This window comes from Sphingopyxis microcysteis (assembly GCF_012274265.1).
GTDB classification, from domain to species: Bacteria; Pseudomonadota; Alphaproteobacteria; order Sphingomonadales; family Sphingomonadaceae; genus Sphingopyxis; species Sphingopyxis microcysteis.
On record NZ_JAANYY010000004.1, the window covers coordinates 280564 to 292643 of the forward strand.

The window sequence follows — 12080 nt, forward strand, 5'->3', positions numbered from 1 at the left end:
GCATTCTTGGAATCGAACAGAGAGGATCGTCATGGACTTCGCTATACCGACCGACCTGCAGGCCTATCTGGACGAACTCGATGCCTTCATCGAGGCCGAGATCAAGCCGCTGGAAGACGCCGACGATAATATCCGCTTCTTCGATCATCGCCGCGAGCATAGCCGCACCGACTGGGACAATCAGGGGCTGCCCCGCCACGAGTGGGAACAGCTTCTCCGCGCCGCGACGCGCAAGGCCGATGCGGCGGGGCATTGGCGCTTTTCGGCGCCGAAGAAATATGGCGGCAAGGACGGGTCGAACCTGTGGATGGCGGTGATCCGCGAGCATTTCGCGGCGAAGGGGCTGGGCCTCCACAACGATCTGCAGAACGAGCACAGCATCGTCGGCAATTTCCCGTTTGTGGAGATGTTCGAGCAGTTCGCGACGAGCGAGGAGCAGAAGCAGGAGTTCATCCTCGGCGGGTTCGAGGGCAAGCGCCGCACCGCGTTCGGGTTGACCGAGCCCGACCATGGCAGCGACGCGACGCATATGGAAACGCGTGCCGTCCGCGAAAACCGTGACGGGGTCGAGGGCTGGCGGATCAATGGACGCAAGATGTGGATCACCGGGATGCACGTCGCGACGCACTGCGCAACCTTTTGCCGTACCGAGGGTCAGGATGGCGATGCCAAGGGCATCACCTGCCTACTCGTGCCGACGGGCACCGAGGGCATGACGGTCGACGAATATATGTGGACCTTCAACATGCCGACCGACCATCCGCGGATGACGTTCACTGAGGTGTGGGTGCCTGACAGCGCACGGCTCGGCCCGGTCGGCGGCGCCCTGTCGATCGCGCAGAGCTTCGTCCACCAGAACCGCATCCGGCAGGCGGCGTCATCGCTGGGCGCGGCGGTGTTCTGTATCGAGGAAAGCGTCAAATATGCGCGGGCGCGCAAGCCCTTCGGCGAAGCGCTGGCGAAGAACCAGGCGATCCAGTTCCCGCTCGTCGAGCTGGCGACGCAGGCCGAGATGCTGCGGCTGCTGATCCGCAAGACCGCGTGGGACATGGACAACACCCCGCACAAGGAGATCGAGCACACGCTGTCGGACAAGGTCAGCATGTGCAATTACTGGGCGAACCGGCTGTGCTGCGAAGCCGCCGACCGCGCGATGCAGGTGCATGGCGGCATCGGCTATTCGCGCCACAAGCCGTTCGAGCATATCTACCGCCACCACCGGCGGTATCGGATCACCGAGGGGGCGGAGGAGATCCAGATGCGCAAGGTCGCGGCGTATCTGTTCGGCTATCTGGGGCCGCGGCGGGGGACGTTGGGGTAAGGAAAATCCTCCCTGTGGCGAAGCCATGGGGAGGGGAACCGTCGCCGTAGGCGATGGTGGTGGGGCGGCGACGGTTGCGCCAAAGCCCCTCCGTCAGCCCTTCGGGCTGCCACCTCCCCATCGCTGCGCGACAGGGAGGATTGTTTTCGCTTTACCGCTTCCGCACAAACTCCGCGCGCAGCACCAGTCCCTTGATCCCTTCATGGCGGCAGTCGATTTCCTGTGCATCGCCGGTCAGGCGGATCGATTTGATCACCGTGCCGACCTTCAGCGTCTGCCCCGCGCCTTTGACGGCCAGATCCTTGAAGAGGACGACCGAATCCCCGTCGCTCAGCAGATTGCCGACCGCGTCGCGGACCTCCGGCCCCGCGGCGTTCGCGGCATCGCGCGCCGCGACGTCGGCGGCGGACAACCATTCGCCGCTCGCCTCGTCATAGACATAATCATCGTCGTCGCTGGTCATTCCATCATCCCGGTTTGCGGAAGCGCAGCGCGAACTGGTCGGTCTTGCCGCGGATCGCGGGGTTGAACACATTCATCGTGCGCGGATCGTCGGCGAGGCGATAGAGATCGCTTTCGGCCTCGAGTTTGAAGCCGGCCTTGGTCAGCGTGGCGATCACCGCGGCCTTGTCGATGCGGTGCAGGCTGTCGGCCTGCGTCGTGCCGGTCCCGTCGGCGGCGCTGTGATCGACGATGACCAGCGTCCCGCCGGGTTTCAGCGCTGCAAACAGCGCCGCGCTCGCCTTGTCGCCGGTGCCTTCGGGAAAGGGTTTCAGATACAGGTCGTGGAAATTCTGCACCGTGATGATGGTGTCGAGCGGTGCGGCAAAAGCGGGCGCCGCGAACGGTCCCGCGACCGCATCGACATTGGCGTAGGCGGCATCGACTGCGGCCTGATCGTCGCCATATTGTTTGCGGAAGGCGATGAACTCGGCGGGCTGAAAGGCATGGACCTTGCCCGCGGGACCGACCGCGGCGGCGAGCAGGCGGGTGACATAGCCGCCGCCCATGACAAAATCGCCAACCTGTTCGCCGGGCGCGATCTCGGCAAAGGCGAGCAACTCGGCGGGTTTGCGCGCGGCGTCGCGTTCGCGGTCGGCGGCGGGGCGCGCGGGATCGGCGAGCGCGGCGGCATAGTCGGGGGCGGCGGCCTCCTGCGCGGCAACCGGCGGTGCTGCCATTGCGACGAGCAGGGCGAGGGTAAGCGGACGGATCATGGCATCGACTCCCTTAGTGTATGGCACCGCTATAACAGCATCGCGCGTCCGTCGCCGGTTTATTTGCATCTCGCAATTTTGATGATAGGTTTCTTCGTGAAACTAAAAAATTCAGGAGAGCGGACATGCATGATCTGGTGATTCGCGGCGGCACCGTCGTCGATGGTTCGGGCGGTAAGCCCTTTGTCGCCGACGTCGCAATCGACGGCGACCGCATCGTCGCGGTGGGTGACAGCCTTGGCGTGGGCCGCGAAGAAATCGACGCCAGCGGCAAGATCGTCACCCCCGGCTTTGTCGACGTCCACACCCATTATGACGGGCAGGCGACGTGGGATGCCGAAATGGCGCCGTCGAGCTGGCACGGCGTCACCACCGTCGTTATGGGCAATTGCGGCGTCGGCTTTGCGCCTGCCAAGCCCGACCGCCACGACTGGCTGATTTCGCTGATGGAGGGGGTCGAGGACATTCCCGGCACCGCGCTCGCCGAAGGCATGTCGTGGGACTGGGAGACCTTCCCCGAATATATGGACGCGCTCGAAAAACTGCCGCGCACCGTCGATGTCGCGTGCCACGTGCCGCACGGCGCGGTGCGCGCCTATGTGCTCGGCGACCGTGAAAAGCCCGGTGCGATCCCGACCGACGAAGACATCGCCGAAATGTCGCGCATTGTCGAGGAAGGCGTGCGCGCGGGCGCGCTCGGCTTTTCGACCAGCCGCACCGTGCTGCACAAGTCGATCGACGGCGAGCTCGTCCCCGGCACCACCGCGACGGCTGAGGAGCTGATTGCGATCGGCCGCGCGATGGGGCGCGTCGGTTATGGCGTGTTCGAAATGGCGAGCGACCTCAAGCGCGAATGGAACGAATTTCAGTGGATGGGCGATTTGAGCCGCGAAACCGGGCTGCCGGTGACCTTCGCCGCGTTGCAATCGATCGCCAAGGAATTGCCGCTCGAGGAGCAGATCGAGGAAATGCGACGCCAGAATGCGACCGGCGCGAACATCGTCGCGCAGATCGCGCTGCGCGGCAATGGCGTCATCATGGCGTGGCAGGGGACGGTGCACCCCTTCCGCTTCAAGCCCGCGTGGAACGAGATCATCGATCTGCCGTGGGAGCAGCAACTCGCGAAGCTGAAAGACCCGGCGTTCAAGGCGCGGATGATCGGCGAGGAGAATGTCTGGCCCGAAAGCGACATCCTCGACTTCCTGCAGATCGTCGCGCTCGGCTGGCCGGTGCAGTTCGAAATGGACCCCGATTTCAACTACGAGCCGAAGATGGACGAAAGCATCGCGGCGCGCGCCGCGGCGGCGGGGGTCTCGCCCGACGAATATGCCTATGATTTGCTGATGAAGGACGAGGGCAAGGGCTTCATCTATTTCCCGATTTTGAACTACCGCGACGGTAACCTCAATTTCCTCGAGGATTTGCAGGCCGCCGACGACACGGTGAACAGCCTGTCCGACGGCGGCGCGCATTGCGGGACGATCTGCGACGCGGCGTCGCCGACCTTCATGCTCCAGCATTGGGTGCGCGACCGCGCGGGCCACCGCATCGCGCTCGAACATGCGATCAAGCGCCAGTGCCGTGATACGGCCTTGCTCTATGGGTTGGAGGACCGCGGCGTGCTCGCGCCGGGCTATCTCGCCGACCTCAATGTCATCGACATGGACAAGCTGAAGCTCGGCAAGCCCTGGCTCGCCTTCGACCTGCCCGCGGGCGGCAAGCGTCTGCTGCAAAAGGCCGACGGCTATGTTGCGACGGTAAAGTCGGGTCAGGTGACCTTCCGTGACGGCGCCATGCAGGGGCCGACCCCCGGCGGCGTGATCCGCGGTCCGCAACGCGTCGAGATGGCGATGGCGGCCGAATAAGGCGGGTCGTCCTTCACCGTAGCCCTGAGCCTGTCGAAGGGCGCTTCACCGAGGAGCGTCCCCTTCGGCTGCCTTGCAGGCGCTCAGGACAGGCTTCGACAGGCTCAGGGCTACGGTATTGAATGCATCCCATCCTGTACGGAGACACCCGATGAAAGCCATCCAGCTTCGCGCCCCCGCCTCGCTCGACAATCTGACGCTGGTCGATCTCGCCGACCCCGGGGATCCGGGGGCGGGCGAGATTCGCGTGCGGCTGGCCGCGTCGTCGCTCAACTTCCACGATTATGCCGTGGTGATGGGGATGATCCCCGCTGCCGACGGGCGCATCCCGATGTCCGACGGCGCCGGGACGGTCGAAGCGGTGGGCGAGGGGGTAACGCAGTTCAAACCCGGCGATACCGTGGTGTCGATCTTCTTTCCCGACTGGATCGACGGCGCGCCGCCCGCGACGGCGTTCCGCGGCGTACCCGGCGATGGGATCGACGGCTACGCGCGCGAGCTTGTGGTGACGCCGCAGCATTGGTTCACGCGCGTGCCGACCGGCTATAATGCTGCCGAGGCGGCGACGCTGACCTGCGCCGGGCTGACTGCGTGGCGCGCCTTGTTCGTCGATGGCGTGACGCAGCCGGGATCGACGGTGCTGGTGCAAGGCAGCGGCGGGGTGTCGGTGTTCGCGCTGCAATTCGCCAAGGCCGCGGGCGCGCGGGTGATCGCGACCAGCTCATCCGATGCGAAGCTCGAACGGCTGAAGGCGCTCGGCGCCGACGAGACGATCAATTACAAGGAGGTGCCCGCGTGGGGCGCCAGGGCGCTGGAACTGACCGGCGGTGCGGGGGTCGATACCGTGGTCGAAATCGGGGGCGCGGGCACGCTCGACCAGTCGATGATGGCGACACGCGTCGGCGGCCATGTCGCGCTGATCGGCGTGCTCGCGGGCTTTGCCGGGCCGGTGCAGACTGCGTTGCTGATGGCGAAGAATCTGCGCGTTCAGGGGCTGACCGTCGGCAGCCGCGCGCAACAGCTCGACATGATCGCGGGGATCGAGGCGAACGGTATCCGCCCGGTGATCAGCGACAATTTCCCGCTGGCAAAACTCGCCGACGCGTTCCGGCATCAGGCGGCCAATGCGCATTTCGGGAAGATTGTCATCGACATCTAGGCTTCGTCATTGCGAGCGCAGCGAAGCAATCCAGAGCCTGCGTAGACCGCTCTGGATTGCTTCGCTGCGCTCGCTGACGACTGCTGGTGGGAGCCTTTAAACCCCGCTGCCGTGTCCCGCGTCGCCGTGGCGGATGCTGTCGCGTTTCACACCATATTCGGCGCCCCAGCGGTCGGTCATCTGGGCGCGGATCGCCCAGAGTTCGGGGAAGAAGCGGTGCCGCGCGCCGGCGTCGAGCAGGTCGACGGCGCGGCCGCTGATCGCTTTCGAGCCCATGCCGATCGAGCGGTGGACGAGATAGATGTGGTGGGCGCGGAATTTCTGGAACAGTTCGTCGAATTCGATCAGAGCCTCGGCAACGACATAGGCTTCGTCATGGGCGTAGCCGGTGTCGTAGATGTCGGTGAGCGTCCGTCCTTGCGGCTCCAGATAGAGCGAGCGATAGCTGTCCCATAGCCCCGCGGGCAAGGTGAGCAGCATCTGGAAGCCGGGGCTTTCCTGCCCCGACCCGTTGCCGAGCTGGAGCCGGATCGCCTGATAGTCATAGGGGCTCATCGTTTCGATCAGCGCCAGCTGGTCGGTCATCATCCGGAGCAGCATATGGACGCGCCCGAACAGGGTGATCGCGCGCATGATCTGGCCGTCGCGCAGATGCTGGTCGACTTCGGCGAGAGTGAAGGCGGCAAGCTTCATCCACAATTCCTCGACCTGGTGGACGATCTGGAATTGCAGCTCGTCGGGGGTGACGAGGTCGGCGAGCGGTTTCTGGCAGGCGAGCAGGCGGTCGACCGATAGGTAAACGCCATAGTCCTTGAGGACCGGGGCTTCGAGGCGGGTGTGAATGTCGGTTTTGTCGAGCATGGGGGTGTCCCTTGGGAATTGCTTAGCCCCTCCCCTTCAGGGGAGGGGTTGGGGTGGGGTTGCGCGGCGTCAAGCAAGGCCGATGGACCCCACCCCGCTGCGACTAGGCAGCAAGCTGCCAAGTCTCGCTGCCCCTCCCCTGAAGGGGAGGGGCTTGGCCTGTCCCTCACCCCCGCGGATACACCCCCGCCGGAGGACGCCGCGGCGATCCCGACTGGCCGAGCCAGAGCAGGGTCGCGGCGCGCTTCATTTGGTGAGCAGGTCCGACGGCAGCGTCGGTTCGCTGACCAGCTTTGCCATGCGGCGCCACATTTCGTCGCGGCTTGGCCGACCGCGTTCGACATGCGCGCGGACCATCGCCTCGCCGAGGCCGTAGTTGATCACATAGCTGCGATACTGGTCGGTAAAGCTGACCGATTGTTCGGCGCGCTTTTGCGACACGAGCAGATATTTCTGGGTGAAGGCGACGGCGGTGGGGCGGTCGATGACGCCGTCGAGATATTGCTGTGCGATGGTCAGCCGCGCACCGCCCAACGCCTCGATCGCTTTCAGCAGCTGCCAATAGCGGTCGTCGGCCGGCACCGCGATTTCGGCGAGCGGCATCAGCACGTCGCGTTCGGTTTCGGCCTTGCTGGCTTCAGGAAAGGCAAGGTCGATGCCATAATTGGCGGTCCCCTCGGCAATCAGGCTTTGCGGACTGTAGAGCGGATAGACGCTGAACTCGGTCCAGCCGCGCTCTTTCACCAGCTTTTCCTCCAGCTTCATGTTGAGGAGGTGATGGCCAGGATAGCCTTCGTGGCAACCGAGATCGAGCGCGCGCGACAGCCGGATCGGCAGGTCGGTGTTGACCTGAATCAGGCTGTGATAGGCGCCCTGGTAATAATTATAGCCGCTCCAGCTTTTGCCGGTGACGAATTCCAGCCGGAAGCTTTCGCCGTCGGGCATCGGGATATGCGGGAGGCTGCGGCCGCGGCAGCGCGCGATCGCGACGTCGAACACCTTTTGCAGCCGGTCCTTGGGGATGGTGAAGCGGTCGAGATAGGCCTCGACCCGCTCCGCCAGCGCGCCGTCGCCGGGGACGAGCGCCTCGACCGCGGCGAGGTGCCGGTCGTAGTTGGCGAGGGGTTTCAGTTGCGGGCGGACGCCGAACAGCCGCTCGGCCTCGTCGGCGAAGGCGAAGCGCGTGCCCTGCATCATCATCAGCCGCGTTTCGGCGGCGCGCAACTGCGCGCGCAGAAAGGTGGCGCGGCGGCGATCGACCGGGTCGGACAGGCGGCGCGCGATGGTGGCAAGCCGAGCGGTCAGCTCGCGCGTTGCAGCCAATAGCGCCGCCTTGTCGCGCGGCGCCGCCTCCGCCGCGGCCTTGAGTTCGGGCGGTCCGTAATAGGCGTCGATATAGCCCGCTTCGTGGGTGCCGATCTCGAGAGTCAGCTTGAGGTAGGTCGCGGCGATGTCGTTCAGCGCCTGCGCCGAGGCCGGGGCGCGGCGCACGTCGATCGCGGCGACGTCTGTCGTGTCGCGCGGCCCCGCGGTCTGGCTGGTTGCGCAACCCGCCAGCAGCGTGGCGGCGACCAGCGCCAATGACATCGATTTGGGCATCATGCGCGCACCGGCTCCCTGTCTTCGGAGGTGTCATCGACATCGCCGTCGGCGGCGATCTCGGCATTGGTTTCGGTTTCGACCGCGTCATGATCGGGATGTAGCGGCGCAAGGCGGAGGACGGCAAAACCGACCAGCGCCGCGGCGAGCGATCCCATCAGGACGCCGATCTTGGCTTCTTCGATCAGCAGCGCATTGCCGGGGAAGGCGAGGCCACCGATGAACAGGCTCATCGTAAAGCCGATCCCGCACAGCATCGCAACGCCATAAATCTGGAGCCATGTTGCGCCGCGCAGCTTGCCTGCGATACCGCATTTGACTGCGAGCCAGACGCTGCCGAAAATCCCGATCTGTTTGCCGAAGAACAGGCCCGCGGCGATGCCGAGCGGCAGCGGCGCAAAAATCTGTTCGGCGGTCAGCCCGCCGATGTCGACCCCCGCGTTGGCAAAGCCGAACAGCGGCACGATCGCAAAGGCGACCCAGGGGTGGAGGGCGTGTTCGAGCCGGTGGAGCGGCGAGGTCTGGCTGTCGGGCGTGCCCGGCGTGCGCTCGAACGGGATCGCCATCGCCGCGAGCACCCCGGCGATCGTGGCGTGGACGCCCGACAGCAGCATCGCATACCAGAGGAGGAGGAACATCAAGAGGTAGAGCGGCAGGCTTTTGACTCCCCGCCGGTTCATGACGAACATCGCGCCCAGGATCGCGGCGGCGGCGGCGAGCGCAAGCAGGTTGATCTTGGCGGTATAGAATAGCGCGATGATCGCGACCGCGCCCATGTCGTCGACGATCGCGACGGTCACCAGGAACAGTTTGAGCGAGGTCGGCGCGCGCTTGCCGAGCAGCGCGAGGATGCCCATCGCAAAGGCGATGTCGGTCGCGGCGGGGATCGCCCAGCCTTGTGCAAGGCCGGGGGTCGATCCGGCGAAGATCAGGTACAGCAGCGCCGGGACGGCCATTCCCGCCGCCGCTGCGATAAAGGGCAGGCGCCGCCGGTCCCAACTGGCGAGGCGCCCATCGACGAACTCGCGCTTGATTTCGAGCCCGACGAGCAGGAAAAACACCGCCATCAAGCCGTCATTGATCCATAGGTGAACGGTCATCGGGCCGAGCTTGTCGGTGAGCACCGGACCCGTCACCGCGTGGATCGCATGGTGATAGGCATCGCCCAAGGCGGAATTGGCGACAATCATCGCCAAAATGGCGGCGAAAATCAGCAGCATTCCGCCCGCGCTTTCGCTCGCAAGGAAGTTGCGTAGCGCGGAAGGCGGCGGTTTTCTGCCGTTCATCGGTCGATCGTTCCTTTGGTTGCCCCGGGGATTGCCGGTGTCCTAGCTCGTGGCGCGCATCTTTACAAATTCACCCCGGGATTTAGCACTGCGGGGTGGGTGGCGTGACGCCACGGTGGCACGAGGCAGGTGGGTGGCGCTATCGTCCGCATGGCTGGAATGGCTGGTGTTGGGGGCCAGCCACGAACTGATGCTGTTCGCTTCGGTGGGCATCCTGCTGATCGGCCTCGACGACCTGTTTTTCGACGCACTGTGGCTGGCGACGCGCGGCGAGCGTCGCGGGGGTGCGGCGGCCAAGCCGCGGCTCGACGGGACCATCGCCGTCTTCATTCCCGCTTGGGACGAGCATCGCATCCTTGCGGCGATGCTGCGCCGCTCGCTGGCGGCATGGCAGGACGAGGACGTCCGCATCTACATCGGCTGTTATCCGAATGATGCCGCGACGCTGTTTGCGATCTCGCCGCTGGTTGCCGCCGATCGCCGGTTAAGGCTGGTCGTCAATGAGCGCGACGGGCCGACGACCAAGGGCGACAATCTCAACCGGTTGTGGGCCGCGCTGGGCGAGGATGAGCGCGCCGAGGGGATGCGCTTTGCGGCGATCGTCCTTCACGATGCCGAGGATCATGTCCATCCGGGCGAGATCGCGCTGTATCGGCGCTATCTGGTCGATCATGCGATGGTGCAAATTCCGGTGGTGCCGATCATCGCGCGCGGCGCGCGGTGGATCGGCGGCCATTATGGCGATGAATTTGCCGAGGCGCATGGCAAGGAAATGGTCGTGCGGTCGCGGCTGGGGATGCCGCTGCCCTCGGCCGGGGTCGGTTGCGCGCTGACGCGGCATACGCTGGCGCTGCTGGCGATCGAGCGTGGTGGCGATCCGTTCCGCTGCAACAGCCTGACCGAAGATTATGAGCTGGGCATGGTGATCGGCGCCTATGGGCTCAGCGCGCGCTTCGTCGACGAGGCGGGGGCGACCGGTGAGCGCGTCGTGTCGCGCGGCGCCTTTCCGGATCGCGCCGATGCCGCCGTGCGGCAAAAGGCGCGCTGGATCGCCGGGATTGCATTGGCGGGATGGGATCATCTCGGCTGGCCCGGGTCGCGGCGCGGCGCGGTGGCGGAACCGCCGGGCCGCACCTGGCTGGCCCGCTGGATGTTGTGGCGCGATCGCCGGGCGCCGCTGGCCGCGCTGGTCGTGCTGGCCGCCTACGTCGGGTTGCTGCTGACCGCGCTTGGCTGGGCGGGACGCGCTATTCTGGGTTGGGATGCGACGATCGTTGGCGATACGATACAGATGCTGCTGGCACTGAACGCGATGCTGCTCGTCTGGCGGCTTGGTATGCGCAGCCTGTTCGCTGGGCGGTGCTATGGCTGGCGCGAGGCGGCTTGGGCGGTCCCGCGCGCCTTTGTCGCCAACATCATGGCGATCCTCGCGGCGCGGCGCGCGCTGGTGATTTACGGGCGGATGCTGCGGTCGGGCGAGGTCGTCTGGGACAAGACCGAACATCGGGAAAGCGACATGGCGGTCGAGGTCGTCCCTGCGCCGGTGGCGGCGCGGTGAGCGAGCGGGGCTTCGCCATCGGACGCGATGCGCGGCCGCTGCGCTTCTTGTTGCTGTGCGTCGGCGGCTGGACGGTGTTGCGGGTGGCGGCGCATTGGGCTCCGGATCCGCCGCCGCCGGACGCCATGGCGCCACCTTGGTCGGCGCCCACCCCCTTTGCCGCGGCCGACTGGTCACTGGCGCCGCCCGTACCGGCCCCCAGGGCCGTGGCGCCGCGACCATCGCGAATGGCATCGCTGCCCCCTATTCGTGTGGCGGATAGGGGCGGGACAAGCGATGCCGCGATCAGAGACGCCGATGCGGTGGGGACGGGCGGTGCCGACCGTCATGCCCTTCGCGCCGCGTTGCTGACGCGGCTGCTCCCGCCCTCCACAGGCGGTACCGCACGGTCGGCGTTGCGGCGCGGCGCGGGGGACTGGTTCCCGGCCGCGGCTCCCGCCGCGGCGCCGCCCGGGCAGGGCAAACCCTTCTGGATGCGGCGGCAGATGGCGGGTTGGTCGCTCGGCGGCTGGCTTTATGTGCGCGACGATGCGCGGGCGGTTCCCGGCGGCATCGCGGCGCGAAGCCAGCTTGGCGGCAGCCAGGCCGGATTGCGGGTCGCATATGGATTTGGCGATACGGGTCGTACGCGCGCCTATGGCCGCGCAACGATTGCGGTGCGCCGCCCCGCGCAGCGCGAGGTCGCCTTCGGCCTGGCGTTGGCACCGCTGGCGCATTGGCCGGTCGACGTCGCGATCGAACATCGCCTTGGCGTGGGACGCGAAGGGCGCAGCGCGCTTGCGGCGATGGTCAGCGGTGGGGTTGGCGATGTCGCACTGCCGCACGGATTTCGGCTGGAAGCTTATGGACAGGCGGGTGTGGTCGGGGCGCGGCGGCGCGACGGCTTTGCCGATGGCGCGATCGTGATCGACCGGCGCCTCGGACCCGATGAAGCGTCGCCGCTTAGGCTTGGTGCGTTAGCGGCGGGGGCCGTCCAACCGGGGGCGGGGCGCGTCGATGTCGGGCCGCGATTGACGCTGCGCCTGCCGCACGTCGGCGAAGGCAGCCGGATTGCGCTCGATTGGCGCCAGCGCGTCGCGGGCGATGCGGCACCCGAAAGCGGCGTGGCGCTGACGCTCGCGAGCGACTTCTGAACCGCCGCAAAAATAGCGGCCAGCCGATTCCCCGTTCTGCAAAAATGGTCTAGGGTCGTGGGACTCGGCGCAGTTTTTCGC

The 12080-nt window shown here is 66.3% G+C and carries 10 protein-coding genes; 5 read left to right on the forward strand and 5 right to left on the reverse strand.

Annotation, left to right across the window (positions count from 1 at the left end; translation table 11 throughout):
* Window positions 1-31: 31 nt before the first annotated feature.
* Window positions 32-1321 carry an acyl-CoA dehydrogenase family protein gene (locus G9408_RS12745; protein ID WP_168454372.1) on the forward strand — a complete coding sequence of 430 codons (1290 nt, stop codon included), beginning with the start codon at window positions 32-34 and terminating at the stop codon, window positions 1319-1321.
* Window positions 1322-1472: 151 nt separating this feature from the next.
* On the opposite strand, the gene G9408_RS12750 is transcribed toward G9408_RS12745, so the two are convergent.
* Complete coding sequence (locus G9408_RS12750; RefSeq protein WP_168454373.1) at window positions 1473-1784, reverse strand: alkylphosphonate utilization protein; 312 nt, start codon at window positions 1782-1784, stop codon at window positions 1473-1475.
* A gap of 4 nt (window positions 1785-1788) precedes the next feature.
* Window positions 1789-2538: a class I SAM-dependent methyltransferase gene (locus tag G9408_RS12755; RefSeq protein ID WP_168454374.1), complete on the reverse strand. Its 750-nt coding sequence runs from the start codon at window positions 2536-2538 to the stop codon at window positions 1789-1791.
* Window positions 2539-2663: 125 nt separating this feature from the next.
* On the opposite strand from G9408_RS12755, the gene G9408_RS12760 reads away from it, so the two are divergent.
* Together G9408_RS12760 and G9408_RS12765 are read left to right on the forward strand one after the other, a co-directional pair.
* Window positions 2664-4403, forward strand: a complete 1740-nt coding sequence (locus G9408_RS12760; RefSeq protein WP_168454375.1) for an N-acyl-D-amino-acid deacylase family protein — start codon at window positions 2664-2666, stop codon at window positions 4401-4403.
* Between the two features lie 151 nt (window positions 4404-4554).
* Window positions 4555-5562, forward strand: a complete 1008-nt coding sequence (locus G9408_RS12765; protein WP_168454376.1) for a zinc-dependent alcohol dehydrogenase family protein — start codon at window positions 4555-4557, stop codon at window positions 5560-5562.
* Between the two features lie 96 nt (window positions 5563-5658).
* Here G9408_RS12765 and G9408_RS12770 read toward each other — a convergent pair whose 3' ends face one another.
* From G9408_RS12770 to nhaA, 3 genes are all read right to left on the reverse strand, one after another.
* Entirely contained in the window at window positions 5659-6423 is a 765-nt protein-coding gene (locus tag G9408_RS12770; protein WP_168454377.1) for a tryptophan 2,3-dioxygenase family protein, read from the reverse strand.
* Between the two features lie 246 nt (window positions 6424-6669).
* The gene (locus G9408_RS12775) at window positions 6670-8025 is read right to left on the reverse strand and encodes a hypothetical protein (protein ID WP_235957782.1); all 1356 of its coding nucleotides are present in this window, start codon (window positions 8023-8025) and stop codon (window positions 6670-6672) included.
* Complete coding sequence (gene nhaA / locus G9408_RS12780) at window positions 8022-9308, reverse strand: Na+/H+ antiporter NhaA (protein ID WP_168454378.1); 1287 nt, start codon at window positions 9306-9308, stop codon at window positions 8022-8024. The genes G9408_RS12775 and nhaA overlap by 4 nt, the downstream gene beginning before the upstream one ends.
* A 133-nt stretch (window positions 9309-9441) precedes the next feature.
* Between nhaA and G9408_RS12785 the strand changes: the two genes are divergently transcribed.
* Together G9408_RS12785 and G9408_RS12790 are read left to right on the forward strand one after the other, a co-directional pair.
* Complete coding sequence (locus G9408_RS12785; RefSeq protein WP_168454379.1) at window positions 9442-10866, forward strand: glycosyl transferase family protein; 1425 nt, start codon at window positions 9442-9444, stop codon at window positions 10864-10866.
* Complete coding sequence (locus tag G9408_RS12790) at window positions 10863-11999, forward strand: hypothetical protein (protein WP_168454380.1); 1137 nt, start codon at window positions 10863-10865, stop codon at window positions 11997-11999. Before G9408_RS12785 ends, G9408_RS12790 begins: the two co-directional genes overlap by 4 nt.
* The last annotated feature ends 81 nt before the right edge of the window (window positions 12000-12080 follow it).

Coding starts and splice junctions, on each gene's coding strand:
- G9408_RS12745 (WP_168454372.1), top strand. CDS start 32: ATGGACTTCGCTATACCGACCGACCTGCAGGCCTATCTGGACGAACTC.
- G9408_RS12750 (WP_168454373.1), bottom strand. CDS start 1,784: ATGACCAGCGACGACGATGATTATGTCTATGACGAGGCGAGCGGCGAA.
- G9408_RS12755 (WP_168454374.1), bottom strand. CDS start 2,538: ATGATCCGTCCGCTTACCCTCGCCCTGCTCGTCGCAATGGCAGCACCG.
- G9408_RS12760 (WP_168454375.1), top strand. CDS start 2,664: ATGCATGATCTGGTGATTCGCGGCGGCACCGTCGTCGATGGTTCGGGC.
- G9408_RS12765 (WP_168454376.1), top strand. CDS start 4,555: ATGAAAGCCATCCAGCTTCGCGCCCCCGCCTCGCTCGACAATCTGACG.
- G9408_RS12770 (WP_168454377.1), bottom strand. CDS start 6,423: ATGCTCGACAAAACCGACATTCACACCCGCCTCGAAGCCCCGGTCCTC.
- G9408_RS12775 (WP_235957782.1), bottom strand. CDS start 8,025: ATGATGCCCAAATCGATGTCATTGGCGCTGGTCGCCGCCACGCTGCTG.
- nhaA (WP_168454378.1), bottom strand. CDS start 9,308: ATGAACGGCAGAAAACCGCCGCCTTCCGCGCTACGCAACTTCCTTGCG.